20 protein-coding genes and 1 pseudogene are annotated in these 25,255 nt (G+C 71.0%); 13 read left to right on the top strand and 8 right to left on the bottom strand.

The features are described from left to right. The first annotated feature begins 420 nt into the window (after positions 1 to 420). The 4 genes and pseudogenes from M503_RS0114990 to M503_RS17855 form a co-directional block, all read left to right on the top strand. Complete coding sequence (locus M503_RS0114990; protein WP_028919598.1) at positions 421 to 1,119, top strand: dienelactone hydrolase family protein; 699 nt, start codon at positions 421 to 423, stop codon at positions 1,117 to 1,119. After that, entirely contained in the window at positions 1,116 to 1,523 is a 408-nt protein-coding gene (locus tag M503_RS0114995) for an HIT family protein (RefSeq protein ID WP_024869620.1), read from the top strand. The genes M503_RS0114990 and M503_RS0114995 overlap by 4 nt, the downstream gene beginning before the upstream one ends. A gap of 32 nt (positions 1,524 to 1,555) precedes the next feature. After that, on the top strand, positions 1,556 to 1,720 hold the full coding sequence (locus M503_RS17670; protein ID WP_024869619.1) for a LiaI-LiaF-like domain-containing protein: 165 nt from the start codon (positions 1,556 to 1,558) through the stop codon (positions 1,718 to 1,720). Positions 1,721 to 1,975: 255 nt separating this feature from the next. Beyond that, positions 1,976 to 2,128: pseudogene (locus M503_RS17855) on the top strand (LiaI-LiaF-like domain-containing protein); the annotation flags it as partial. Between the two features lie 78 nt (positions 2,129 to 2,206). On the opposite strand, the gene dcd reads toward M503_RS17855, so the two are convergent. Together dcd and apbC are read right to left on the bottom strand one after the other, a co-directional pair. Beyond that, positions 2,207 to 2,782: a dCTP deaminase gene (dcd, locus tag M503_RS0115005; protein ID WP_024869618.1), complete on the bottom strand. Its 576-nt coding sequence runs from the start codon at positions 2,780 to 2,782 to the stop codon at positions 2,207 to 2,209. A gap of 437 nt (positions 2,783 to 3,219) precedes the next feature. Beyond that, entirely contained in the window at positions 3,220 to 4,290 is a 1,071-nt protein-coding gene (gene apbC, locus M503_RS0115010) for an iron-sulfur cluster carrier protein ApbC (protein WP_428992217.1), read from the bottom strand. Positions 4,291 to 4,452: 162 nt separating this feature from the next. Between apbC and M503_RS16680 the strand changes: the two genes are divergently transcribed. The 8 genes from M503_RS16680 (at position 4,453) to rnfB (ending at position 16,052) form a co-directional block, all read left to right on the top strand. Further along, complete coding sequence (locus M503_RS16680; protein ID WP_081721082.1) at positions 4,453 to 7,356, top strand: TonB-dependent receptor domain-containing protein; 2,904 nt, start codon at positions 4,453 to 4,455, stop codon at positions 7,354 to 7,356. A gap of 83 nt (positions 7,357 to 7,439) precedes the next feature. Beyond that, positions 7,440 to 9,431, top strand: a complete 1,992-nt coding sequence (locus tag M503_RS0115020; protein ID WP_028919596.1) for a S9 family peptidase — start codon at positions 7,440 to 7,442, stop codon at positions 9,429 to 9,431. A gap of 141 nt (positions 9,432 to 9,572) precedes the next feature. Next, positions 9,573 to 10,355, top strand: coding sequence for a sel1 repeat family protein (locus M503_RS16685; protein ID WP_051414672.1), 783 nt, complete (start codon positions 9,573 to 9,575; stop codon positions 10,353 to 10,355). A 120-nt stretch (positions 10,356 to 10,475) separates the two neighbouring features. Further along, complete coding sequence (locus M503_RS0115030; RefSeq protein ID WP_028919595.1) at positions 10,476 to 10,928, top strand: DUF2147 domain-containing protein; 453 nt, start codon at positions 10,476 to 10,478, stop codon at positions 10,926 to 10,928. 137 nt (positions 10,929 to 11,065) lie between these two features. Beyond that, positions 11,066 to 13,171: a methionine--tRNA ligase gene (gene metG, locus M503_RS0115035; protein WP_028919594.1), complete on the top strand. Its 2,106-nt coding sequence runs from the start codon at positions 11,066 to 11,068 to the stop codon at positions 13,169 to 13,171. Positions 13,172 to 13,228: 57 nt separating this feature from the next. Beyond that, positions 13,229 to 14,857, top strand: a complete 1,629-nt coding sequence (locus M503_RS16690) for a tetratricopeptide repeat-containing sulfotransferase family protein (RefSeq protein WP_051414673.1) — start codon at positions 13,229 to 13,231, stop codon at positions 14,855 to 14,857. A 50-nt stretch (positions 14,858 to 14,907) separates the two neighbouring features. Continuing rightward, a complete protein-coding gene (locus tag M503_RS0115045; RefSeq protein ID WP_028919593.1) occupies positions 14,908 to 15,501 on the top strand; it encodes an HAD family hydrolase in 594 nt (197 codons plus the stop codon). 71 nt (positions 15,502 to 15,572) lie between these two features. Beyond that, a complete protein-coding gene (rnfB, locus tag M503_RS16695; RefSeq protein ID WP_081721083.1) occupies positions 15,573 to 16,052 on the top strand; it encodes an Rnf electron transport complex subunit RnfB in 480 nt (159 codons plus the stop codon). On the opposite strand, the gene M503_RS0115055 is transcribed toward rnfB, so the two are convergent. The 6 genes from M503_RS0115055 to M503_RS0115080 form a co-directional block, all read right to left on the bottom strand. Beyond that, positions 16,013 to 16,915 carry a TraB/GumN family protein gene (locus M503_RS0115055; protein ID WP_051414674.1) on the bottom strand — a complete coding sequence of 301 codons (903 nt, stop codon included), beginning with the start codon at positions 16,913 to 16,915 and terminating at the stop codon, positions 16,013 to 16,015. The two genes, rnfB and M503_RS0115055, sit on opposite strands and share 40 nt — an antisense overlap. 41 nt (positions 16,916 to 16,956) lie before the next feature. Beyond that, positions 16,957 to 17,901, bottom strand: a complete 945-nt coding sequence (locus M503_RS0115060) for a DUF1684 domain-containing protein (RefSeq protein WP_037061587.1) — start codon at positions 17,899 to 17,901, stop codon at positions 16,957 to 16,959. Then, the gene (gene mutL / locus M503_RS0115065) at positions 17,898 to 19,736 is read right to left on the bottom strand and encodes a DNA mismatch repair endonuclease MutL (protein ID WP_028919591.1); all 1,839 of its coding nucleotides are present in this window, start codon (positions 19,734 to 19,736) and stop codon (positions 17,898 to 17,900) included. Before mutL ends, M503_RS0115060 begins: the two co-directional genes overlap by 4 nt. Positions 19,737 to 19,830: 94 nt before the next feature. Continuing rightward, positions 19,831 to 21,411: an N-acetylmuramoyl-L-alanine amidase gene (locus M503_RS0115070; protein WP_231472393.1), complete on the bottom strand. Its 1,581-nt coding sequence runs from the start codon at positions 21,409 to 21,411 to the stop codon at positions 19,831 to 19,833. Positions 21,412 to 21,537: 126 nt separating this feature from the next. After that, on the bottom strand, positions 21,538 to 22,014 hold the full coding sequence (gene tsaE, locus M503_RS0115075) for a tRNA (adenosine(37)-N6)-threonylcarbamoyltransferase complex ATPase subunit type 1 TsaE (RefSeq protein WP_028919589.1): 477 nt from the start codon (positions 22,012 to 22,014) through the stop codon (positions 21,538 to 21,540). After that, positions 22,014 to 23,495, bottom strand: coding sequence for a bifunctional ADP-dependent NAD(P)H-hydrate dehydratase/NAD(P)H-hydrate epimerase (locus tag M503_RS0115080; RefSeq protein ID WP_028919588.1), 1,482 nt, complete (start codon positions 23,493 to 23,495; stop codon positions 22,014 to 22,016). The genes tsaE and M503_RS0115080 overlap by 1 nt, the downstream gene beginning before the upstream one ends. A gap of 69 nt (positions 23,496 to 23,564) precedes the next feature. Here M503_RS0115080 and queG point away from each other — a divergent pair, with 69 nt between their 5' ends. Beyond that, a complete protein-coding gene (queG, locus tag M503_RS0115085) occupies positions 23,565 to 24,644 on the top strand; it encodes a tRNA epoxyqueuosine(34) reductase QueG (protein WP_028919587.1) in 1,080 nt (359 codons plus the stop codon). Positions 24,645 to 25,255 lie beyond the last annotated feature (611 nt).

The raw sequence follows: 25,255 nt of genomic DNA on the forward strand, positions 1-25,255 counted from the left end.
GGCTTCGGACGGAGCCGCGGCAGCGCGGGGGGCGCCGGGAATGAACGCGGGCGCTGGCGACGTCCGGCGCGTCGCCACGCACCAGCGTCCTTGCCGCATCAGCCAGCGACCTGCTGGTGACACCCCGCGCTGCCGCGCCTTTCGGCGCTCCAGCGTCGTGGCTTCGTTCTCCCCTCTCCCCCCGGGAGAGGGACAGGGGTGAGGGTCGGGATGCCTCGCCACATTGGCACACCTGCCTTCTCCCTGACCCCGCTTCACGTCCCGGCCCGCGTCCATGGGGACGCGAGCGTCCGGCTGCCCGCGCACCAGTGGCGCGCAGGCATGCCGCTCGCTCCGGTCGGAGCGGGACCAGGCAGTCTGCGGGCTGTGAACGCGCAGCAGCCATAATGGAAGCCCCCCTTCTATCCACGGGAGCCAGCCATGGGCCAATGGACCACCCTCGACACGCCGGCCGGCACGATCGCGGCCTGGCAGGCCGACCCCCCTGGCCCGCCGAAAGCTGGCCTGGTCGTGATCCAGGAGATCTTCGGGGTGAACCCGCACATGCGTGCGGTGGCCGACGGCTATGCCGCGGAGGGCTACGCGGTGCTGGCGCCGGCGTTCTTCGACCCGGTCGAGCGCGACGTCGAACTGGGCTACGACGAAGCCGGCTTCGCCCGCGGCCGCGAACTGGTCACGCAGCTGGGCATCGAAGCGGCGATGCAGATCGTCGACGCCGCCGCGGCACGCCTGCGCAGGCACCTGGCCGCGTCGCAGCCGCCGCAGGCGGTGGGCACGGTCGGCTACTGCTGGGGCGGCACGGTGGCGATGCTCTCGGCGCTGCGCCTGGGCCTGCCTTCGGTGTCCTACTACGGCGCGCGCGACGTGCCGTTCCTCGAGGACCCCGCACTGGTCGCCAGCCCCAAGGCGCCGGTGATGTTCCACTTCGGCGAGCAGGATCCGTCGATCACCGCCGACGCCGTGCAGAAGCACCGCGAGGCCCTGCCCTCCATGCCCGTGCTCACCTATCCGGCTGGCCACGCCTTCAACCGCGACGTCGACCCGGAGGCCTACCACGCCCCCAGCGCGGAGCTGGCCCGCGAACGCAGCCTCGCCTTCCTCGCGGAGCACCTGCGATGAGCGGATTTGAACTCGATCCGCGTCTGGCCGCCGACAGCGTGTTCATCGCCGACGGCCCGCTGTCGCAGGTGCGGCTGATGGACGACACGCGCTTCCCGTGGCTGCTGCTGGTGCCGCGCGTGCCCGGCGCCGCGGAATGGATCGACCTGGATGGCAGCCAGCAGCGCCTGCTGCTGGCCGAACTCAACCAGGTTTCGCAGCTGCTGCGCGCCGAAGCGGGCGTGGAGAAGCTCAACATCGGCGCGCTCGGCAACATCGTCCGCCAGCTGCACGTGCACCTGGTCGGCCGCCATGCCGGCGATGCGGCATGGCCCGGCCCGGTGTGGGGCAGCGGCCAGATGCAGCGCTTCGAGCCGGACGCGCTGCAGGCGCGTGCGGCGGCGTGGCGTTCGCGGCTAGGATAAGCGCCCCCTTTCCCGACCGCCGACTCGCCACCATGGGCTCCAACGTCTTCGCCGCGCTCGTCCTGATCGTCCTGGGCCTCTTCTTCCTGGCCCGCAACCTGGGATGGATCGACAGCGGCCTGGGCGCCCTGCTCGCCACCTGGTGGCCCGCCATCCTCGTCGCCGTCGGCGTCGGCATGCTGCTCAAGCGCAGGTAGAGCGGGCTTGCCCCGCTACCCACGCGTGGCGGACCCACACCGGTGCAGAACAGCGCCCCCCGCTACCCACACGTGGCGGACCCACATCGGCGCAGAGCAGCGCCCCCCGCTACCCACGTGGCGGACCCACACCGGTGCAGAACAGCGGGCCTTCCCGCTACCCACGCGTGGCGGACCCACATCGGCGCAGAGCAGCGCCCCCCGCTACCCACGTGGCGGACCCACACCGGTGCAGAACAGCGGGCCCTCCCCGCTCTGGTCCTGATCGCCCTCGGCACGCTGTTCCTGCTCGACAACCTGGGCCTGGGCGTGGACGCCTTCCGCTGGCTGGCCACCTGGTGGCCGGCGCTGCCGATCGCCGCGGGCGTTGCCAGGCTGATGCCTCCGCGCAAGGCCTCCCGGACCTGCCGATCCGGCGGGCCCTCACCGGACGCAAAAGGAAAGGGCGCGGAAATCCGCGCCCTTTCTTCGACCAGCCGGCGACCGTCAGGTCCGCGGCAGGGTCACCCCGGTCTGGCCCTGGTACTTGCCACCGCGGTCCTTGTACGAGGTCTCGCAGACGTCGTCGGCGTCGGACTGGAAGAACAGCATCTGCGCCACGCCCTCGTTGGCGTAGATGCGCGCCGGCAGCGGCGTGGTGTTGGAGAACTCCAGGGTGACGTGCCCTTCCCACTCCGGCTCCAGCGGCGTCACGTTGACGATGATGCCGCAGCGCGCATAGGTGCTCTTGCCCAGGCACACCACCAGCACGTCGCGCGGGATGCGGAAGTACTCGACCGTGCGCGCCAGGGCGAAGGAATTCGGCGGGATGATGCACTCGTCGGCCTCGATGTCGACGAAGCTCTTCGGGTCGAAGTTCTTCGGGTCGACGATCGTCGAGTTGATGTTGGTGAACACCTTGAACTCGCGCGAGCAGCGCACGTCGTAGCCGTAACTGGACGTGCCGTAGCTGACGATGCGATGGCCATCGGCCGCGTGCTTGACCTGGCCCGGCTCGAACGGCTCGATCATCCCGTGCTGTTCGGCCATGCGGCGGATCCAGCGGTCGCTCTTGATGCTCATGCGGTATTCCCTGCGGGCCTGGCCCGTGAACGGCCGATTGTAGAGGGGGGCCGGGGGCGGTGCACAGGCGCGGGAGAGAACGGGCCGTCTGTCCAGGCCCCTCCCCCACCGGGGAAGGCGGCATGCATGCGCGCCGCTGGCGCGCATGCCGTCGAACGCCCGTCCCATGGACGCGGGCCGGGGCGCGGTGCGGGGCTCGGGGGTGAGGGCAGGAATTCCGCGCCGCCGCGGCTCCCTCCGAAGCCCGCCAGCGCAAGGCCACCAGAAGCGGGGAAGTCAGCAACCCATCGCCCCTGCGGACTGGACGCTCGCCGGGTGCCGCCCCTCTCCCCTGGCCCCTCTCCCGTGGGGAGAGGGGAACGAAGGGACGCGGTGAAGCAGCTGGCGCGTGGCGACGTGCCGGATGTCGCCAGCGCCCGGTTTCATTCCCGGCGCGATCAGGCCAGGGTCGACGCGATCGGGATCGAGGCGCGCGGGCGGCCGGCCAGCTGGGCGGCCATTGCCTGCGCGGCGCGCAGGTAGGCCTGGGCCGGCGCCGAATCCGGCGCCGCGGCGACCACCGGCGTGCCGACGTCGCCCTGCTCGCGGATCTGCAGGTCCAGCGGCAGCGAACCCAGCAGCGGCACGCCGTAGCGCTCGGCCATCGCCTGCGCCCCGCCCTGCCCGAACAGGTGCTCCACGTGCCCGCAGTTGCTGCACACATGCACCGCCATGTTCTCGACGATGCCCAGCACCGGCACGTTGACCTTCTCGAACATCTTCAGCGCCTTGCGCGCGTCGAGCGTGGCGATCTCCTGCGGCGTGGTCACGATCACCGCGCCGGCCACCGGGATCTTCTGCGCCAGGGTCAGCTGGATGTCGCCGGTGCCCGGCGGCAGGTCGATCAGCAGGTAGTCCAGGTCGCCCCAGCGCGTATCGGTGAACAGCTGGGTCAGCGCCGAGGTCGCCATCGGACCGCGCCAGATCATCGGCGTGTCGGTGTCGACCAGCAGGCCGATCGACATCGCCTCGACACCGAAGGCCCGCATCGGCTCGATCGACTTGTCGTCCGGGCTTTCCGGCCGGCCCGACAGGCCCAGCATCGCCGGCACGCTCGGCCCGTAGACGTCCGCGTCCAGCACGCCGACCCGCGCGCCCAGCCGCGCCAGCGCCAGGGCCAGGTTCACCGCGGTCGTGGACTTGCCCACCCCGCCCTTGCCCGAGCCCACCGCGATCACGTTGCGCACCCGCGGCAGCGGCGACAGGCCGGCCTGCACCGCATGCGCGGCAACCCGGTTGTGCACCTCGAACCTGGCCAGGGCGAGGCCATGGGCGGCGGCGGCGGCCTCGACCTCCGCCACCAGGGCCTGCGGCACCGGGCCCAGCGGCCAGCCGGCGGTCAGTTCGACCTGGCAGGCGCTGCCGGAAGGCCTGGCCTCCCAGCGCGCGCGGGGCGGCGCCAGGGCCAGTCCCGAGGCGGGATCCTGGAGCTTCTGGAGGGACTGGATGAAATCGGTAACGGGGGTCATGGCTCTGGCGGGGAGGTAGTCACAAGGTCATTGTGACAAACGGATACAAATGGAATTAAAACCGTGTTAATGTCCGTTCAGGCCCGTTGTTGGGGCCTCATTCAGGTTCGGCCTCGGGAGTGGTGGCCGATGTTAGATCAATGACTTAGGGGAACCTAAATAATGAAACACGCGCCTGCACCCGCACGGCACCGTCTCTCGGCCGCTCTCCTGACCGCGATCATGCTGCCGCTGGCCGGAGCCGCGTTCGCCCAGGACAGCCAGACCGAGGAGTCCGACACCTCCAACCAGCAGACCACCCAGGCCGCCACCAACCTAGACCGCGTCTCGGTTGTCGGTTCGCGCATCAAGCGCTCCGAGATCGAAGGTCCGGCTCCGGTCATGGTCATCACCCGTGCGGAGATCGACCGTGAAGGCTTCCAGACCGTCGGCGACATGCTGCAGACGCTGAGCCAGAACACCACCAGCTCGTTCACCGGCGACCTGGGCGTGACCGGCTTCACCCCGAATGCCCAGGTGGTCAACCTGCGCAACCTGGGCCCGGGCTACACCCTGACCCTGATCAACGGCCGTCGTCCGGCCCAGTACCCGCAGCCGTACAACCGCGACAACAACATCGTCAACGTCGCTGCGATCCCGAGCTCGATCGTCGAGCGCATCGAAGTCCTGACCGGCGGCGCCTCGGCGATCTACGGTTCGGACGCCGTCGCCGGCGTGGTGAACATCGTCCTGCGCGAGAACTACGACGGCAACTTCGTCCGCCTGACCACCGGCACCACTGCCGAGGGCGGTGGCGACTCGGTCAACCTCGAGTTCACCGGCGGCAAGACCGGCGACCGCTGGAGCGCCGTGTGGGCCTTCCAGTACTCCGACCGCGAGCCGGTGTTCGCCGACCAGCGCCACTTCATGTCCGACACCCGCCACGGCCCGCTGGGCAACCTGGCGGCCCCGTCGCTGTCGCACGTCGCCATCCGTGGCGCCAACAGGGGCGACGGCGCGGTCGGCACCAACGCGTTCTTCCCGGGCGCTGCCGCCTGTGAAGCGATGAACATGGTGGCCTACACCAGCGCGACCCGCGGCGACATCTGCGGCTCGTTCACCACCAGCGCCTCGCGCTCGATCTCGAACAAGCGCCAGTTCTACTCCACCTACGGCTACGGCACGTTCGACATCACCGACACCACCCGCCTGTTCGCCAGCGCGAACTACTACTCGACCAAGGCCAAGTCGAGCGGCGGCACCGAGTTCTGGGGCACCAGCGGCGACCGCTTCAACACCACCGCCTCGGGTGGCACCTCGGTGTACTACTACGACACCCAGGCGCAGAACTTCCTGCAGCTGCAGCGCATCTTCACCCCGGAAGAGCTGGGTGGCCCGGAAGCCGCCTCGACCCTGTACGACGAGTACAGCTACGACGTCGGCGCCGGCATCCAGGGCGTGTTCGCCGACCGCTTCGACTGGGAACTGAGCGCCAGCTACGGCCTGTACAACTACGAAGCCGACCGCCCGCGCCTGCTCGCCAAGGCCGTGCATGACTACTTCCTCGGCCCGCGCCTGGGTTACGTGAGCGGCTACGCTGCCCACACCCTGAACCTGGACCGCTGGAACAGCCCGATCACCCCGGAGATCTACCGCTCGTTCGCGACGCGCGTGGTCAACCGCGGCGAGAGCACCGTCTCCAACGTCAACTTCAACGTCAGCGGCGACCTCTTCGAGCTGCCCGCCGGCTCGGTCGGCTTCGCCGGCGTGCTGGAGTGGAACCGCCAGACCACCGACCTGATGAGCGACCCGCGCACCAACCAGCTGCGCCCGCTCGACGACCAGACGATCTACAACCTGACCAGCTCGGGCGAGACCCACGGCGAGCGTGACCGCTACGCCATCGGCGCCGAGGTCCGCGTGCCGATCCTGAACTCGCTCAGCGCGCAGATCGCGGCCCGCTGGGACAAGTACGACGACATCTCCGACGTCGACGCGGCCACCACCTACAACTTCGGCCTCGAGTGGCGTCCGGCCGACCGCCTGCTGGTCCGTGGTTCGTACGCCACCAGCTTCCGCGCCCCGGACATGCAGCTGATCTACGCGCAGGGCGCCGCCTCGTACTCGAGCATCCTCGACGAGTACGCCTGCCGCGCCGGCGTCGGCGTCGCCCAGGCCCAGGGCCCGCGTACCCGCACCCAGTGCAACGTCACCGGCGACCCGACCATCTACCAGTCGCAGACCCTCATCGCCGGCAACCCGGGCCTGAAGGAAGAGGAAGGCGAGTCCTGGACCGCCGGCTTCGTGTGGGACATCGTCGACGACATGTCGCTGTCGGTTGACTGGTACCGCATCCGCCTGAAGGACGCTGCCTCGCAGTTCGACGCCACCACCCTGCTGCAGCGCGAAGCCGCCTGCCGTCTGGGTTCGTACGCCGACGGTTCGCCGGCTCCGGACAGCGCGTTCTGCCAGAGCCTGTACGGCCTGATCACCCGTATCGACGCCCCCGGCACCCCGGACCACCTGCGCATCCAGCGGATCAACAACTCGTACATCAACACCGCGCTGCAGGACACCACCGGTATCGACGCCAGCTACAAGTACCGTCTGAATACCGACCGCCTGGGTTCGTTCAACTTCGACCTGTCGTACTCGCTGCAGCTGAGCAACAAGTTCAAGCAGGAAGCGGAAGACGACCTGGTCGACTACCGCGACCTGCCGCCGAGCCAGAACTACTGGTATCCGGAGCGTAGCCGCGCCCGCGGCAGCGTGAGCTGGATGTACGGCGACTGGACCACCACCGTGTTCGGCACCCGCTACGGCTCGGCCTGGTCCAACGCCGAAGTGGCGGGCCGCAACTCGGCCGGTGGCTACTACGGTCCGCGCCTGCAGCCGTACATGCTGTACAACCTGACCGTGGCCAAGAAGTTCGGCCCGAACGTCCAGGCCCAGCTGCAGGTCGTCAACGTGCTGGACAACCAGTACCGCGAGGACAACAGCTACACCGGCTATCCGTTCTTCAACGGCTGGCTGGGCGCCGACCCGCTGGGTCGCCGCTACTACGTGAGCATCGCGTACCGGTTCTAAGCCCCGGCGAAGGACCTGCAACAAGGGAAAAGCCCGGTGCAAGCCGGGCTTTTCTCTGTCACCCACCATCGAAAGGACTCCCGATGAAGAAGATGCATGCAGCCCTGCTGGCGCTGGCCCTCCTGCCCGGCGTGGCCGCCGCGGCCCAGCCGCTGCCGGTCGAGGAATTCGTCAAGCATCCGCTCTACAGCAACGCGAAGATCTCGCCCAACGGCGACTACCTGGCCATCACCGTCGACTACGGCGACCAGGACGTGCTGACCGTGATGCGCACCTCCGACCTGAAGATCCTCAAGGTCAACCAGCTCCCGGACAAGAAGAGCGTCGGTTCCTTCTACTGGGTCAGTCCGGAACGGCTGATGTTCAACGCCGTGCGCAAGATGGGCGGCTACGCCCAGCCGTTCTCCACCGGCGAATGGTTCGCCGTCAACGCCGACGGCAGCCTGCCCCGGCCGCTGATCTTCTACGGCACCCGCGACGCCACCCAGCGCAGCAAGGCCGTGGGCAGCGCCCGCTTCAGCCTGGTCGACACCCTCAAGAACGACGACGTGAACGTCGTCATGCGCGCGTCCACCCCGCGCTCCTCCGAAGGCGCCGGCACCGAGCTGGTCCTGCTGGACACCATCAGCGGCCGCCGCACCCCGCTGGCGCGCGCGCCCAAGGAAAACTGCGACATCGTCCTCGACGCGCAGAAGCAGCCGCGCTTCTCGGTGTGCTCGTCCAGCCGCGACGAGGACGGCGAGTACGACGAACGCACCGAGCTGTACCGCCGCGACGGCCGCGAGTGGACCCTGGTGAGCGCCTCCAAGACCGACGGCAAGCACCTGTGGGTCGAGCAGGTCACCGAGGACGGCACCGTCTATGCCATCCAGAGCGACAACAAGGCGCCGGCCGCGATCGGCACCCTCGACGTGCAGACCGGCGAGTTCCGCCAGCTGTTCCAGGACAAGGTCGCCGACATCTCCGGCTACCTGTGGTCGACCGACGACAAGACCCTGCTGGGCGTGGTGACCGAGGCCGGCGCGCCGCAGGTCCACCTGATCGACGAGACCCACCCGGACGCCGAGCTGTACGTCTCGCTGGCCAGCGCGTTCCCGGGCGAAATGGTCGACTTCTCCAGCCACACCCAGGACGGCCGCAGGATCATCGTCTCGGTCTACAGCGACAGCAATCCGGGCGAGCTGTACCTGTACGACCGCGACACCGGGCAGGCCCGTTTCCTGATGCAGCAGCGCCCGAAGCTGGACAAGGCCCACATGGCCACGGTCAAGCCGTTCAGCTTCAAGGCCCGCGACGGCATGCTCGTGCACGGCTACCTGACCATCCCCAACGGCTCGGACGGGAAGAACCTGCCGCTGATCGTCAACCCGCACGGCGGCCCGATCGGCCCGCGTGACAACTGGCGCTTCAACGCGGAGTCCCAGCTGCTCGCCTCGCGCGGCTACGCGGTGCTGAAGGTGAACTTCCGCGGCTCCAGCGGCTACGGCAAGGCCTTCCAGGACGCCGGCCACCGCCAGTGGGGCCAGGGCATCCAGAACGACATCCTCGACGCCACCCACTGGGCCATCGACAACGGCTATGCCGACAGGGAGCGCATCTGCATCTACGGCGGCAGCTTCGGCGGCTACTCCGCGCTGATGGCGCCGATCCGCGAACCGGGCCTGTTCCAGTGCGCTTTCGGCTACGTCGGCGTGTATGACGTCGACCTGCTGTTCAAGAAGGGCGACATCCCGCAGCGCGAGTCCGGCCTGCGCTACCTGCGCCGCACCCACGGCACCGACACGAAGGAGTGGGCGGACAACTCGCCGGCCCGCCGTGCCGCGGAAGTGAAGATCCCGGTCTACCTGGCCGCCGGTGCGCGCGACGAGCGCGCCGTCCCGGAGCAGACCGAGGTGATGAACAAGGCCCTGGTCGCCGCGGGCAACCCGCCGGAGGGCATGATCATCCAGTCCGGCGAAATGCACGGCTTCTACGACGTGACGAACCGCGTGAACCTGTACACGAAGATGCTCGAGTTCTTCGGCCGCCACATCGGCGGCAAGGCCACCGTCGGCACCCCGTCCCGCGCCGACTGACGCAAGGTACGGATGGCCCGGCCACGCCGGGCCATCCGTGACCCTCGTCGTAATGACCAACGGCCGTTCCGCCGCCCTTCGCGCGCCCGGACAATGCCGCCATCGGCGCCCCGCGGGCGCCCACTCCAGGAGAACACACCGATGGACCGTTCCTACGTCCGGAACGCCGGCTGGCTGCTGCTGGCCGCGCTCTGCGCCCCTGTCGCGATCGCGGCGCCCCAGCAGGCCAAGGATCCGGCCATGGCCGACGAGGTCATGTCGACCGATGCCTTCCTGTCCGGCCATCCCGACCTGCGCTTCCGCAACCTCGCCCAGGAAGCGCTGAAGCAGGACAAGCCCGAGGAAGCCTTCGCCTACTTCAAGCGCGCCGCCTGGTACGCCGACAAGCCCTCGCAGGCGATGGTCGCCGAGATGCTGTGGGACGGCCGCGGCGTCGAACAGGACCGGCCGCTGGCCTATGCCTGGATGGACCTGGCCGCCGAACGCGGCTACGAGGGCTTCCTGGTGCTGCGCGAGCGCTACTGGCATGCGCTGGACGAAGCCACCCAGAAGCGCGCCATCGAGGTCGGCCAGGACGTGTATGCCCGCTACGGCGACGCGGCGGCCGAACCGCGCCTGGCCACCGCGCTGCGCCGCGAGCGCCGCCGCGGCACCGGCAGCCTGACCGGCTTCGCCGGCAACGTGAAGGTCTACGTCACCGGCCCCGGCGACGTGCCGATGCAGATCGACGGCACCCACTTCTACAACGACCGCTACTGGGATCCGGTGCAGTACCGGCAGTGGCAGGACGAGGTGTGGATGAAGCCGCGCACTGGCAAGGTCGAGGTCGGCGGAGTGGAGACGGTCGAGGCCAGCCGCGTGCCGCCGACCGCGCCGCAAACCGACGCGCCGGAGCCGGAAGTGCCGGCCCGCGAGACCCCGTAAACCCCGGGTTCATGCCACGCCCGCGTGAACCGTACGCGGGCGTAGGCAGGGCGCCTCCCCTGCGCTAGAGTGGGGCCACGGTCGGCCGCGATGGCCGGGTTTCCACGTCCTGGAGGGGATATGCGCAGTACCGGTTCCAAGAAGCTTTCCGTCATTGCCCTGCTGCTGCCGGCGCTGTTCGCGGCCGGTTCGGCCCTGGCCGCCGATCCGGTGGTCGGCCGCTGGAAGACCATCGACGGCGACACCGGCAAGCCGAAGTCGATCGTCGAGATCACCCAGGCGCCCAACGGCGTCGTCACCGGCCGCATCGTCGAGCTGCTCAACCCGAGCAAGCCCAACCCGGTGTGCGACAAGTGCAAGGACGACCGCAAGGACAAGCCGATCACCGGCATGGAGATCATCCGCGGCATGAAGGCCGAGGGTGGCGGCAAGTACGCCGGCGGCACCATCCTCAAGCCCGACGAGGGCAAGGTCTACAAGTCGAAGATGGAGCTGATCGAAGGCGGCCAGAAGCTCGAGGTCTCCGGCTGCATCGCCTTCATCTGCAAGTCGCAGACCTGGCTGCGGCAGTAAGACAGCCGCGCCATCCCGCGTGACCCGGCGACCCGGCCCCGGCCGGGTCGCTGTTTTTCCGGCCCTGCGAAGCCACCGGAGCCGGCCGGGGCCCGCTCGCGTGCGATAATCGCCGGTCCCCCAGCACCCGGCCTCCCATGTCCCGTTCCGCGCTCGTCACCAACGCCCTGCCCTATGCCAACGGCCCGCTGCACCTGGGCCACCTGGTCGGCTACATCCAGGCCGACATCTGGGTGCGGGCCAGGCGCATGCGCGGCGACACGGTGCACTACGTCTGCGCCGACGACACCCACGGCACGCCGATCATGCTTGCCGCGGAGAAGGCCGGGGTCACCCCGGAAGCCTTCATCGCCGCGATCAAGGCCAGCCACGAGCGCGACTTCCGCGAGTTCGGCGTCCACTTCGACTGGTACCACTCGACCCACTCGGACGAGAACCGCGCCCTGACCGAGCGCTTCTACGCGGCGCTGGACGCGCGCGGCAGCATCGAGCGCCGCTCGATCGAGCAGCTCTACGACCCGGTCAAGCAGATGTTCCTGCCGGACCGCTACGTCAAGGGCACCTGCCCGAACTGCAAGTCGCCGGACCAGTACGGCGACAACTGCGAGGTCTGCGGCGCCACCTACGGCCCGACCGACCTGATCGACCCGCATTCGGCGGTGTCCGGGGCCACGCCGGAACTGCGCGCGTCCGAACACTTCTTCTTCAAGCTCGGCCAGTACACCGAGGGCCTGCGCGAGTGGCTCAAGGGCGACGTCGCCCTGCCCGGCGTCAAGGCCAAGCTGGCCGAATGGATCGAGGGCGAAGGCGGCCTGCGCGACTGGGACATCTCCCGCGACGCCCCCTACTTCGGCTTCGAGATCCCCGGCCACCCGGGCAAGTACTTCTACGTCTGGCTGGACGCGCCGATCGGCTATTTCTCCAGCCTGCTGGCGCTGGCCCGCAGCGGCGGCAAGGCCGGCTTCGACGAAGCGGCGATGGAACAGCTGCTCCAGCCCGGCGACCACGCCGAGCTGCACCACTTCATCGGCAAGGACATCGTCAACTTCCACGGCCTGTTCTGGCCGGCGGTGCTGGAAGGCAACGGCCTGCGCCGGCCCGACCGCCTGCACGTCAACGGCTACCTGACCGTCGACGGCGCCAAGATGTCCAAGTCGCGCGGCACCTTCATCATGGCCCGCACCTACCTGGACGTGGGCCTGGACCCGGACGCGCTGCGCTACTACTTCGCCTGCAAGACCTCCGGCGGCGTGGACGACCTGGACCTCAACCTGTCCGACTTCGTCGCCCGCGTGAACAGCGACCTGGTCGGCAAGTTCGTCAATATCGCCAGCCGCTGCGCGAAGCTGCTGGACGTGCATTTCGGCAACGCGCTGCGCGCGGCCGGCGACGACGCCGGGCTGAGCGAAGGCTGGGCGCAGGACGCGGCCCGGCTGCTGGACCAGGTGCACGCCCTGCTCGCCACCGCGCCGGAGCTGTACGCGCAGGACAACTACGCGGCGGTTACCCGCAACGCCATGGCCGCCGCCGACCTGGCCAACGAATACATCGCCCGCACCGCGCCGTGGGCGCTGGCCAAGGACCCGGCGCGCCGCGCCGACCTGCACCTGGTGCTGGGCACCGCGCTGCAGGCCTTCGCCGACATCGCCGGCGTGCTCAAGCCGATCGTGCCGGCCACCATCGCCCGCGCGGAAAACTGGCTGGGCACGGAGCTGGCGGTGGACCGCCGCATCGACCTGGCCGGGCGCACGCTGTCCGCCTACGCCCCGCTGTTCACCCGTATCGACCCCAAGCTCATCGACGCCATGACCGAAGCCTCCAGGGACACCCTCGCCCCCACTCCCGCCGCCGCCCAGCGCGAGAAGAAGCCCGAGGCGAAGAAGGAGGCCGCGCCGGCCGCGGATGCCCCGCAGTACATCGGCATCGAGGATTTCGCGAAGCTGGACCTGCGCATCGGCAAGGTGCTGGAGTGCGGCTTCGTCGAAGGCTCGGACAAGCTGCTGCGCTTCCTGCTGGACGCCGGCGAGCTGGGCCAGCGCCAGATCTTCTCCGGCATCCGCGCCAGCTACGGCGAGCCGGAGAAGCTGGTCGGCCGCAACGTGGTGTTCATCGCCAACCTCGCCCCGCGCAAGATGCGCTTCGGCGTCAGCGAAGGGATGATCCTGTCGGCCGGTTTCGACGGCGGCGCCCTGGCGCTGCTGGATGCCGACGCCGGCGCGCAGCCGGGCATGCCGGTGCGCTGACCCCGCGACGAACGGAAGTGGGTGCCGCAAACGCAGGCGGCCACATACACTAGGTCGATGCCGACCGCACCCGCCGCCGTCCCCAACGCCCCCAGTCCCCTCCAGCGCCAGCTCGCCCACGGCTTCGGGCTGCTCAGGCAGCACCGTTACGCCGAGGCCGTCCAGCTGGCCCGGCAGCTGCTGCAGCTGCACCCGGACGACGTCAACGTCCTGCTGCTGGGGACGGACGCGATGCTGGCCACGGGCAATCCCAGGCAGTCGCTGGCGCTGGCAGACCGCGCCCTGGCGCGCAGCGGCGGCGACCCGTCGGTCAGGCTGAGGAAGGCCCGGGTGCTGGCCGCGATGCGGCGCCGGCGCGAACTGCGCGACATCGTCGCGGAGGTGCGCGCGATGGCCGGCGGCAACGGCGAACTGCTGTGGCACGCCGGCTCGCTCTGCTTCCGCAACGACCTGGTGGCCGAGGCGATCGCCTGCCTGGCCGAAGCGGCCAGGCTCCTCGACCATCCGCCCGCACTGCTCTACGAACTGGCGTTCTCCCGCTTCTACGGCGGCGATTTCGCCGCCGCCGAAGCCGACCTGGACCGCCTGCTGGCACGCGATCCGGGCTGCGGATCGGCGCTCTACCTCCGCGCCTGCGTGCGCCAGCAGACGCCGGAGCGCAACAACGTCGCCGACCTCCGCCAGCGGCTCCAGGGCAGCACTTCGGCCCGGCCCAACGACCGCGCCGCCGCGCTGTACGCGCTGGCCAAGGAACTGGAGGACCTGGGCCAGGACGCGGCGTCGTTTCAGGCGCTGGAGGAAGGTGCGCGCCTGATGCGCGGCACCTTCGAGTTCGACGTCGCCGCCGAGTGCGCCGGCATGGCCGAGATGGCCGAGGCTTACGACGCGGCCTTCATGGCCGCGCCCACGCCCGGCCACCAGGAGGCCGGCCCGGTCTTCGTGGTCGGCATGCCGCGCAGCGGCACGACCCTGGTCGAACGGCTGCTGGTGCAGTCCGGGCAGGTGGTTTCGGCGGGCGAACCGCAGGACTTCGGCCACCTGCTGCTGTACAACAGCGCCCGCATGCGCGGCGCCGACACCACCCGGACCCTGGCCCAGGCCAGCACAGGCCTGGACCTGGCCGCGATCGGCCGCGAGTACATGCGCGGCCTGCGCGAGATCGTTCCCGGCAGCACGCTGTTCATCGACAAGATGCCGGCGAACTTCATGTTCTGCGGCGCGATCCTCAAGGCCCTGCCGGAGGCCAGGATCATCCACCTGGTGCGCGACCCGCTGGACAGCTGCTACGCGATGTACAAGACGCTGTTCTTCAACATGTACCCGTTCTCCTACGACCAGGCCGAACTGGCCGGGTACTTCGTCGGCTATCGCCGGCTGATGGCCCACTGGCACCAGGTCGCGCCGGGGCGGATCCTGGACGTGCACTACGAGGAACTCGTCACCGATACCGAGGCCCAGGCGCTCCGGCTGTACGAATGGTGCGGCCTGCCCTGGACCGAACGTGCGCTGGAAACACCTGGCGCGGACAAGGTGTTCGTCACCGCCTCCGCCGCGCAGGTGCGCGAGCCGGTGCACCGGCGTTCGGTCGGCCGCGCGCTGCGCCACCGCGAAGGCCTGGCGGTGCTGGCCGAGCGCCTGGCCGCCGCGCCGGAGCTCGGCTGGTCGCTGCCGGCCATGGCGGACTGAACAGCCTTGCGCCTGCGCGCACGACGACTGCGCTGAAGGACGACCGCGGCATGGACCTGGCCCTGGTCGACTTCGACCACACCGTCACCACCTGCGACACCTACGGGCGGTTCCTGCGCAGCATCGCCACGCCGCAGCAGCGCGCCTCGGCGCGCTGGAGCATCGGGCCCTGGGTAGCCGGCTACCGCATCGGCCTGGTGTCCGCCGCCGCGCTGCGCGGGCGCGTCACCCGCCTGGCCTTCGGCGGCCGCGACGCGGCGGAGATCGAAGCCATCGCCCGCCGCTATGCCGAAGATGAACTGCCCGCGCTGGTGCGGCCGGAAATGCTCGCCCGCCTGGCCTGGCACCGCGACCGTGGCGACACCGTGGTGCTGGTGTCCGGTTCGCTCGATGCCTACCTGCTCCCCTGGTGCGAACGCCATGGCGTGACCGACCTGGTGTGCAACCGGTTGGAAGCCGTCGGCGGCCGCCTCACCGGCCGCTACCTCGGCGGCGACCGCGGCGCGCACAAGGCCGCCGACATCCGCGCGCGCTACGACCTGTCCCGCTACACGCGCATCCACGCCTACGGCGACAGCCGCGAGGACCTGCCGATGCTGGCCCTCGCCCACGAGCGCTGGTACCGCGGCAGGCGCGTCGCCTGAGCCCCGCGGAACGCGCAGGCAGGCGATAATGCCTGCCTGCGGCCACGCCGCGGCACGTCGCACTTCCACGCATGATCCCGTCCCCCGCCCCCGCCGACCTGGTCGAACGCCTCGACCGCCTGCTGCCGCAGACCCAGTGCGGCCAGTGCGGCTACGCCGGCTGCCGGCCCTACGCCGAGGCGATGGCGCGCGGCGAAGCCGGGCCGGGCCACTGCCCGCCCGGCGGCGACGAGGGCGCGCGCGCGCTGGCCCTGCTGCTGGGCGTGCCGCCCGTGCCCTACGACCGCAGCCGCGGCGAGTGCAAGCCGCCGCAGGTGGCGGTGATCGTCGAGCCGGACTGCATCGGCTGCACCAAGTGCATCCAGGCCTGCCCGGTCGACGCGATCGTCGGCGCGGCCAAGCTCATGCACGTGGTGGTCGATCCGCTGTGCACCGGCTGCGAGCTGTGCGTGCCGGCCTGCCCGGTCGACTGCATCGTGATGGAACAGGCGCCGCCGGCCGCAGTCGCCGCTCAGTCGGCGCAGGCCGTGCAGATCCGCTCGACCCGGTAACCCTTCGCGCGCAGCTTTTCGACCACGCCGTCCTCGCCGAGCAGGTGCAGCGCGCCGACCACGGCCAGGGTGTCCTCGCCTTCGCCCAGCGCCAGCCGCGCCTCCAGCTGCGGCACCCAGGCGTCGTTGCGCTCGATGTTGATGCGCCGGTACAGCGCCGGGTACTGCCGCCTCATCTCCACGGCCATTTCCTGCCACAGGCGCTGCGCATCGCCGGCGCGCCAGGCCTTGTACAGCTCGCGCGACTGCGACGGCTTCCCGGCCTCGTCCAGCGCCTCGGCGAGCAGCTGCTTCTGTTCCTCCAGCGCCATGCCGGCCAGCACCGCCAGCTGCTGTTCGGCCCGTTCCAGGCCCGCTGCCGGCTTGCCGGCGCGCGCGGCCGCCCCCATCAGGTGGCGGTCCAGGCCCAGCTCCGGATCCAGTCCGCTGCGCCCCATCTCGACCATGCCGATGCTCAGGCCGATGAACCAGGGCTCGAAACGCGCCAGCCCTTCCAGCGACATCTGGTTGGCGCGCGCGTAGCGTTCCAGCCGCGCCCACAGCTCCGGACCGAGGTCCTCGCGCAGCGAGCCGGGCCCGCTGCGCGTGCCGGCCTGCGCCAGCCGCGCGGCCAGCTCCGGCGAACCGGCCTCGCCCGGCGCCAGTTCGAACAGCAGCGATTCGGCGTCGGCGAAGGCCGCGTCCACCTCCGGCGACAGCGGATAGTCCTCCGCCGACAGCAGGTGGAAGGAGCCGAGCAGGTACACCGCGTTGTCGGCGTCGGAGACCTTCCACAGCAGCGGCACCGGCGGTCCGGCATGCGCCGGGGCCGCTCCGGCCAGGAGCAGCAGCAGGGCCACGCACCAGCCGGCGGCACGGTTCATCGCATCAGCACTCCAGTGTGGCCGGCGCCGACGCGGAACGGTCAGTGCACCGGCGAGACATAGTTCTTCTCGCCCGCGGTCACCAGCAGGTCCAGCCGGTTCTCCGGTGGCGGCAGCGGGCAGGTCGCGAACAGGGTGAAGGCACACGGCGGGTTGTAGGCGCGGTTGAAGTCCAGCACCACCTTGCCGTCGGGACCGGGCCAGGCCGCCTCGAGGAAGCGCCCGGCCGGATAGCTGCCGTGGCCGCTGGTGCGGTCGGCGAGCACGAAGAACAGCTCGCTGCCCGGCTCGCCCAGCGCCTCAAGGCGGAAGCTGCGGCCGTCGCGCTCGAACTCCACCACGCCGGGATTGGGCGAATCGCTGAGCGTGCCGACGATGTCGCCGATCGGCAGGGTCTTGCCCGGCGGATGCGGGATGAACCGGCCCTCGATGCGCCACGACGGATCGGCCGGCCAGTACTCCAGGCCGGCGAACTGCAGCCGGGTCGGCGCGTCGGCGTGCCTGACCCGCAGCGCGTCGCGGTCGCCACGGCGCAGCAGGGTCACCAGGCCCCTGCCCTCGTCGAAACCGATGACGCTGGGCTGCGGATCCTGGTCGTTGCGCAGCACCACCTTGCCCTTCAGCGGCTCGCCGTCGAGGGTCAGTTCCACGCCCTTCTCAGGGGTGAAGGTCCAGGTGCCGCTGCGGTCGCGCTGCAGCAGGCCCATCTTTTCCGGGCCGAAGGCCATGCGCACGCCGTTGCCGATGCGCTCGCCGCTGCCGATGTAGTGCGCCTTCAGTTCCAGCCAGTGCAGGCCGACCAGGCTGGTCCAGCCGTCCGGCCGCAGCAGGTCGTCGAGGCGCTGGTTGCGCCAGGCCTGCTCCTCGGCCAGGAAGGCCGGGTCGACGATCGTCTTCGTCCTGTCGTCACCGCCGCTGCCACTGCAGGCGCCCAGCAGCACGCCCGCCAGCAGCGCCGTCCCCACGGCGCGGCCGAACCGCCTCATCTTCCCCTCAGGAACCATCGATCGATCTCCCCCAGCGTGAAGCGCGCCCAGGTCGGGCGCCCGTGGTTGCATTGCCCCGAGCGCTCGGTCGCTTCCATGTCGCGCAGCAGGGCGTTCATCTCCGGAACCGTCAGGCGCCGGTTGGCGCGCACCGCGCCATGGCAGGCCATGGTCGAGAGCAGTTCGTCGCGCGCGGCGGCGACGCGGCGGGTGGCGCCGTGCTCGCGCAGGTCGGCCAGCACGTCGCGCAGCAGCGCTTCCGGATCGGCGTGCGCCAGCAGCGCCGGCACGCTGCGCACGGCCAGCGTCTGCGGGCCGCTGCGGGTCACATCGAAGCCCAGCTCGGCCAGGGTCTGCGCCTCGCGTTCGGCGACGTCGGCATCGCGCTCGCCCACCGCCAGCGCCAGCGGCACCAGCAGCGGCTGCGCACGCAGGCCGATGCCGTCGTGGGCCTGCTTCAGGCGCTCGTAGCCGATCCGCTCGTGCGCGGCGTGCATGTCGACCACGACCAGGCCTTCTGCGTTCTCGGCGAGGATGTAGATGCCGTGCAGCTGGGCGATGGCGTAGCCCAGCGGCGGCACTTCGCCGTCGGTCTCCGGCAGGCCACGCTCGAAGGCCGGCGTGGGCGTGCCCGGCATCGCCATGGATGCAGGTTCCGGCGACGACGCCGGTTGCGCGTACAGCGCGGCGTAGGCGGCGGGCGCCTCGTCCAGGCGCAGGCCCAGTGGCTGCGGGCGCGGCGTCCACGGCTGGAACGGCCGCGATTCGCTGCCGTCCATGCCCGCCGTCTGGCCTGCCACCTGCATCGCCGGTACGGCCGCGGCACCGGCCACTTCGGCGCCGGCGCGGGTCTGCGCCAGCGCTTCCTGCAGGGTGCGGAACACGAAATCGTGGACCAGGCGCGCGTCGCGGAAGCGCACCTCGTGCTTGGCCGGGTGCACGTTGACGTCGACCCGGATCGGATCCAGCTCCAGGAACAGCACGTAGGCCGGCTGGCGGCCGTGGTAGAGCACGTCCTGGTAGGCCAGCTTCACCGCATGGGCGACGCTGCGGTCGCGCACCGAGCGGCCGTTGACGTAGAGGTACTGCTGGTCGGCGCTGGCGCGCGAATAGTGCGGCTGGCCGATCCAGCCGTGCAGGCGCATGCCGGCGCCGCTGTGGTCGATGCGCAGTGCGCTGCGCGCGAAGTCGTCGCCGAGGGTCTCGCCCAGGCGCGCGGCCGCGTCCAGGTCGCCGGCGCGGTAGCGGCGCGAAGGCTTGCCGTTGTGGCTGACGCGCAGCTCCACGTCCGGGCGCGCCAGCGCCAGCGAACGCAGCCATTCCTCGATGTGGCCCAGCTCGGTGCGCTCGGCGCGCAGGAACTTGCGCCGCGCGGGCACGTTGTAGAACAGGTCGCGCACTTCCACCGTGGTGCCCGGCGCGTGCGCCTTGGGCTCCACCTCGCCGACGCGGCCACCGTCGACGTGCAGCGCCGCGCCGTGTTCGTCGTCGCGCCGGCGCGAGGCCAGCATGAAGCGGCTGACCGAGGCGATCGACGGCAGCGCTTCGCCGCGGAAGCCGAGCGTGGCCACCGCCTCGAGGTCGTCGAGCGAGGCGATCTTGCTGGTGGCGTGGCGACTGACCGCCAGCGGCAGTTCCTCCGGCGCGATGCCGCCGCCGTCGTCGCGGATGCGGATCAGGCGGATGCCGCCCTCTTCCAGGTCGATGTCGACGCGGCGCGCGCCGGCGTCGAGCGCGTTCTCGACCAGTTCCTTGACCACCGAAGCCGGCCGTTCGACGACTTCGCCGGCGGCGATCTGGTTGATGAGGGTGTCCGGAAGCTGTCGGATCGGCACTGGATCGCGGCGTCATGCGCCGGCTGGAGGGAGTGCGTCGATGATAGCCGCCGTGGCGGCAAATGGGGCCGCGAGCTGCGTCGCGGCCGGGGCCTCAGGGCGTGCCGCCCCCGGCCATCGCCACCGTCGCCGCTTCGGCGCGCGCGGCGAACAGCGTGCCCGGCGGCGGCTGGCGGCTGAAGTAGGTGTTGAGCCCGTCGACCACCGCGCTGGCGACCTTGCGCTGGTAGGCCGGGTCGGTCAGGCGCTTCTCTTCTTCCGGATTGGAGATGAAGGCAGTCTCGACCAGCATCGCCGGCATGTCGGAGGTGCGCAGCACCGCGAAGTTGGCGCGCTCGATGTTCGGCTTGTGGTTGTTGCCGACGCGCTTGAGGCCGCCCAGCACGTGGTTGGCGGCGTCCTCGGAGGCGCGCATGTGCCCGCTCTGGGCCAGGTCCAGCAGCACGCTGGCCAGCACGTTCTCGGTCTGCTGCAGGCGCACGCCGCCGACCAGGTCGGCCGCGTTCTCCTTGTCCGCCAGCCAGCGCGCGCGCTGCGAGGAGGCGCCCTTGGTCGAGAGCACGTACACCGACGAACCGCGCGCGCTGCGGTTCTCGGCCGCGTCGGCGTGCAGCGAGACGAAGATGTCGGCCTTGGCCGCGCGCGCGCGCTGGGCGCGCATCGGCAGCGGGATGAACACGTCCGAATCACGGACCAGGTAGGCCTTCAGCCCGGGCGTGGCGTTGACCTGGCGGGCCAGCTCGCGGGCCATGGCCAGGGTGACGTCCTTCTCGCGCTTGCCGGTCGGGCCGATCGCGCCCGGGTCCTGGCCGCCGTGGCCGGCATCGATGGCCACGATCAGCGGGCGCATGCCCTTGCCCAGCGCGGCCGGCCTGGCCGGTTCCGGGGCGGTGGTGGCCGCCGGCGCGGTCGCGGCCGGCTGGCTGCTGGCGACGGCGGACGCCGTAGCGGTCGCCGGCGGCGGCGCGGTCGCTGCCGGGCTGGTGGCGGTCGGGATGGCGGTCGCCGGCGGGCCGGCGTCGGCCACGACCGGGGGGCCGGCGCGGCCTTCGAGGATTTCGCGCGGCGACGGACCGCCGGTGGCGGCCGCGGTGGTCGCGGTCGTGCTGGCCGGGAGGGTCGCCGGCGGGTTGGCGGCCGGCGGGTTCGCCGGCGCGGCCTGCATCCGGGCCGCCTGCGCGGCCTGGCCGGCCAGCAGCGCGGTGGCGCGCGCGGCCTCTTCCGGGTCAACGGCGGGGGCCTGGGTCGTCACCGGGGCGGTGGCCACGGGCGCCGCGGCCGCCGGCCTGGTCGCAGCGACAGCCGCCGGGGCCGGGCCATCGCCCGGCCACTCGATCAGCAGGCGCGCGCCGTCGGCCGCCGGCTCCATCCGCGCGGGCAGCGCCGCCACCGGCTGGGCCAGTTCGAAGACGATGCGGAAAGTGCCCGGCACCGGCTGGCCGGTGCGGACCGCGGTGACCACGCCCGCCGGGGCCGGCAGCTTCAGCCCGCGCGCGGCCTGCGAATCGGGCAGGTCCACCACCAGGCGGTGCGGATCGCTCAGCGAGAGGGTCTTGTACTTTCCGGCGCCCTGCAGGTCGATCTCGGCACTGGTGCCGGTGGCGCCCTGCTCAAGCTGCAGCGAACGGACCTGGCCGGCCCAGGCCGGCGCGACGAACGCAAGCGCGGCGAGCATCAAGCCCACCCCGAGGCATCCTGTCCGGGCAATCCGCTGGCGCATGGCGGGGATTCAAGCACCGCCGCGCGGGGATTGCAAGCACTTTTTCCTTAATAATCCGAGGCCTGGGATACCTTTCTAGGGTCACCCGGCAACAAGGGGCCGCAAACCGCCGGTTTCGGCCAGTGCGGCGAGCCACTCCCGGCCGGTTTCGGACCCGGCCAGCAGCCCGGCCCGGCGCCCCATGCCCTCCTGGGCCAGTTCGATCCGCAGGTCCGCCGGCGGCAGCGCCCCGGCGCCCCGTTCCGGCCACTCGACCAGCCACAGCGTGGCCTCGTCCCCGTCCAGGCCGAGGAAATCCAGCTCGCCGGCGTGGCCGATGCGGTACAGGTCCAGGTGCCAGGCCTCGCCGCCCGGGACCGGGTAGCGCTCGACCAGGGTGTAGGTCGGGCTGCGGATCGGCCCCTGCACGCCCAGTGCGCGCAGCAGCGCGCGGGCCAGCGTGGACTTGCCGGCGCCGAGGTCGCCGTGCAGGTGCACCACCGCGCGCGGCGGCCGGGTGGCGGCCAGCGCGCGGCCCAGCGCTTCGGTGCTTTCGCTGTCGGGCAGGACGAGGTGCATCAGGTTTCCCCGGGATTGGACAGGCGGCGCAGCCACGACAGCAGGTCCGAAGGCAGCAGGCCGCGCTGGCCGCCTTCGGCGGCGGCCGCGTCGCCGGCCAGCGAATGCAGCAGCGCGCCGGCACAGGCCGCTTCGAACGCAGGCAGGCCCTGCGCGCGCATGGCCGCGATCGTGCCGGTCAGCAGATCACCCATGCCGCCGGTGGCCATGCCCGGATTGCCGGCGTCGAGCACGGCGGGAATGCGGCCCGGCGCGGCGATGATCGTGCCTGCGCCTTTCAGCACCACGGTGCAGCCGTAGCGTTCGGCCAGCGCCGCGGCCGCGGCGAAACGGTCGCGCTGGATGCCCTCGTTATCGCCATCGAGCAGGCGCGCGGCCTCGCCCGGATGCGGCGTCAGGATCGCGTCCGCGGGCGGCTGCAGGCCGGTTGCGGCCAGCAGGTTCAGTGCGTCGGCATCGAGGACCAGCGGCCTGTTGCCGGCCATCGCGGCACGGAACAGCGATTCGCCCCAGGACTGCTGGCCCAGGCCCGGGCCGCAGGCGACTGCGCCTGCGTTCGCGAGCAGCGCAGGGAGATCGCCCGCGTCATGCACCGCGCGCACCATCACTTCCGGGCGCCGCGCGAGTACCGCCGCCACATGCGCTTCGCGCGTCGCAACGCTGGCCAGGCCCGCGCCGGCACGCAGCGCGGCTTCGGCGCACAGCAGCACCGCGCCACCGCCACCGAGTTCGCCGCCGACGCAGAGCACGCGACCGGATTCGCCCTTGTGGGTATCGCGACGCCGCGGCGGCAGCCAGTGACGCAACGCTTCGGCGCGCAGCAGCGTGGCGCTCGGCGGCGCGCTTTCGGCGTACTCCGTCGCATCCACGTCCAGCGTATCGAGCAGCAGCTCGCCGGCATGGTCGAGCGCGACGCCGGTGCGCAGGCCGGCGTGCTCGACGATGAACTGCAAAGTGCATTCGGCGTGCAGCGCGATGCCCGGCGCGCAGCCGCGAGCGGCGTCGATGCCGCTGGGCACGTCCAGCGCGAACAGCGGCGCCTCGGCCTGGTCCAGCGCTTCGACCAGCGCGGCGTATTCGGGCCGCGGCGCGCGCTCCAGGCCGATGCCGAACAGCGCATCGACCAGCAGGTCCGCATCGCCCAGCGACGACGGGAACAGCTCGACGTGGCCGCCGGCGGCCAGGTAATCGGTACAGGCGCGCTGTGCCAGTCCGCTGCGCGGGCCGCCCTCGGCCGGGTGCACCACGCGCACCTGGCGGCCGGACTGCAATGCCAGCCGCGCCAGCACGTAACCGTCGCCACCGTTGTTGCCGCTGCCGCAGGCGACCACGATCCGCTGCGCGCGCGGCCAGCGCTGCAGCAGCACGCGCCACGCGGCCTGGCCGGCGCGCTGCATCAGCACGTAGCCGTCGCCACCGAGCGCGGCGGTGGCGAGGCGGTCGATCTCGCGCGCGGCGGCGGCGGAATGGAGGAAGGTCATGGATGGATTCTACCGCCGCCCCGGCCGCCGTTCGGCGGGCGTGTAGCGGCCGCTCCCTATAATCCGCGCATGTCCCTGCCCGCCTCCCCTGCCGCCCACGCCGATCCGGTGGCCCTCGCCCGCCGCGTGCGCGAACTGGCGCGCGAGCTCGGCTTCCAGCGCTGCGGCATTTCCGGCGTGGAACTGGGCGAGGACGAGGCCTACCTGCGCGACTGGCTGCAGCAGGGCCTGTACGGGACCATGGAATGGATGGCACGCCACGGCGACCGTCGCAGCCGCCCGCAGGAACTGGTGCCCGGCACGCTGCGGGTGATCTCGGTCGGCCTGGACTACGGCCGCAACGACGGCGACGAGGCCTGGCAGACTCTCGCCGACGGCACCCGCGCCTACGTCGCCCGCTATGCGCTGGGCCGCGACTACCACAAGCTGATGCGCAACCGCCTGCAGAAGCTGGCCGACCGCATCCAGGCGGAGATCGGTCCGTTCGGCCACCGCGTGTTCGTCGACTCGGCGCCGGTGCTCGAGCGCGCGCTCGCGCGCAACGCGGGCCTGGGCTGGATCGGCAAGCACACCTGCCTGATCGATCGCGACGGCGGTTCGTGGTTCTTCCTCGGCGAGATCTACGTCGACCTGCCGCTGCCCATCGATGAAGCGGCCAGCGCGCACTGCGGCACCTGCACGCGCTGCATCGAGGTCTGCCCCACCGGCGCGATCGTCGCGCCGTACCGCCTCGACGCGCGGCGCTGCATCTCCTATCTCACCATCGAGCACGAGGGACCGATCCCGGAGGAACTGCGCCCGGCGATCGCCAACCGCATCTTCGGGTGCGACGACTGCCAGCTGGTCTGCCCCTGGAACAAGTTCGCCCGTCGCACCGACGAGCCGGATTTCCGCGCGCGCAACGACCTGGACGTGGCCACCTTGCCGCAACTGTTCGCCTGGGACGAGGACGAGTTCCTGCGCCGCACCGAAGGCAGCCCGATCCGCCGCAGCGGCCACGAGCGCTGGCTGCGCAACATCGCCGTCGCACTTGGCAATGCGCCGTCCACGCCGGAAGTGCTCGCCGCGCTGGAATCGCGCCGCGAGCATCCGTCGGAGCTGGTGCGGGAGCATGTGGCATGGGCGCTGGAGCGGCATCGCGGGACTTGATGCTGCTGGACTGGCCCGCGTTGGCGTGGCGGGAACATCCACAGCAAGGACCAGAGCAACGGCAACAGCAACAGCAGCGGCAACGGCAAACGCAACGGCAAACGCTGGCTTCGGACGGGGCCGCCGCACCCCGGGTATCCGGGTCACCGCTCAGAAGGACGTCCATGTCCTTATTCGCGGCCGTGGCACATCCATGTGCCACTTGCCCCGGATACCCGGGGTACGGCGTCCTCGAAGAACGTCCGGCTCGTAGCTTCGATTGGCGTCGCGAGAAGGCGATCGCCTAGCCCGGACAAGGCCGCAGGTCGCATCCGGGTGAACCGCCCGCCACTCCAATCGAGTGATTCCTGCAAGGATGTCCATGTCCTTGTTCGCGCCGTGGCACATCCATGTGCCACTTGCCCCGGATACCCGGGGTACGGCGTCCTCGAAGAGCGTCCGGCTCGTAGCTTCGATTGGCGTCGCGAGAAGGCGATCGCGTAGCCCGGACAAGGCCGCAGGCCGCATCCGGGTGAAGCGCCCGCCACTCCAGTCGAGTGATTCCTGCCACGCCCCCGGATGCGCTTCGCTTATCCGGGCTGCGCGCTCTTGAGCCCCTCCTCCACCTGGGT

This window comes from Pseudoxanthomonas suwonensis J47 (assembly GCF_000513955.1).
Lineage (GTDB): Bacteria > Pseudomonadota > Gammaproteobacteria > Xanthomonadales > Xanthomonadaceae > Pseudoxanthomonas > Pseudoxanthomonas suwonensis_C.

Bases quoted from the DNA above. Each gene is read 5' to 3' on its own strand.
- M503_RS0114990 (WP_028919598.1), top strand. From the start codon at position 421: ATGGGCCAATGGACCACCCTCGACACGCCGGCCGGCACGATCGCGGCC.
- M503_RS0114995 (WP_024869620.1), top strand. From the start codon at position 1,116: ATGAGCGGATTTGAACTCGATCCGCGTCTGGCCGCCGACAGCGTGTTC.
- M503_RS17670 (WP_024869619.1), top strand. From the start codon at position 1,556: ATGGGCTCCAACGTCTTCGCCGCGCTCGTCCTGATCGTCCTGGGCCTC.
- dcd (WP_024869618.1), bottom strand. From the start codon at position 2,782: ATGAGCATCAAGAGCGACCGCTGGATCCGCCGCATGGCCGAACAGCAC.
- apbC (WP_428992217.1), bottom strand. From the start codon at position 4,290: ATGACCCCCGTTACCGATTTCATCCAGTCCCTCCAGAAGCTCCAGGAT.
- M503_RS16680 (WP_081721082.1), top strand. From the start codon at position 4,453: ATGAAACACGCGCCTGCACCCGCACGGCACCGTCTCTCGGCCGCTCTC.
- M503_RS0115020 (WP_028919596.1), top strand. From the start codon at position 7,440: ATGAAGAAGATGCATGCAGCCCTGCTGGCGCTGGCCCTCCTGCCCGGC.
- M503_RS16685 (WP_051414672.1), top strand. From the start codon at position 9,573: ATGGACCGTTCCTACGTCCGGAACGCCGGCTGGCTGCTGCTGGCCGCG.
- M503_RS0115030 (WP_028919595.1), top strand. From the start codon at position 10,476: ATGCGCAGTACCGGTTCCAAGAAGCTTTCCGTCATTGCCCTGCTGCTG.
- metG (WP_028919594.1), top strand. From the start codon at position 11,066: ATGTCCCGTTCCGCGCTCGTCACCAACGCCCTGCCCTATGCCAACGGC.
- M503_RS16690 (WP_051414673.1), top strand. From the start codon at position 13,229: ATGCCGACCGCACCCGCCGCCGTCCCCAACGCCCCCAGTCCCCTCCAG.
- M503_RS0115045 (WP_028919593.1), top strand. From the start codon at position 14,908: ATGGACCTGGCCCTGGTCGACTTCGACCACACCGTCACCACCTGCGAC.
- rnfB (WP_081721083.1), top strand. From the start codon at position 15,573: ATGATCCCGTCCCCCGCCCCCGCCGACCTGGTCGAACGCCTCGACCGC.
- M503_RS0115055 (WP_051414674.1), bottom strand. From the start codon at position 16,915: ATGAACCGTGCCGCCGGCTGGTGCGTGGCCCTGCTGCTGCTCCTGGCC.
- M503_RS0115060 (WP_037061587.1), bottom strand. From the start codon at position 17,901: ATGAGGCGGTTCGGCCGCGCCGTGGGGACGGCGCTGCTGGCGGGCGTG.
- M503_RS0115070 (WP_231472393.1), bottom strand. From the start codon at position 21,411: ATGCTCGCCGCGCTTGCGTTCGTCGCGCCGGCCTGGGCCGGCCAGGTC.
- tsaE (WP_028919589.1), bottom strand. From the start codon at position 22,014: ATGCACCTCGTCCTGCCCGACAGCGAAAGCACCGAAGCGCTGGGCCGC.
- M503_RS0115080 (WP_028919588.1), bottom strand. From the start codon at position 23,495: ATGACCTTCCTCCATTCCGCCGCCGCCGCGCGCGAGATCGACCGCCTC.
- queG (WP_028919587.1), top strand. From the start codon at position 23,565: ATGTCCCTGCCCGCCTCCCCTGCCGCCCACGCCGATCCGGTGGCCCTC.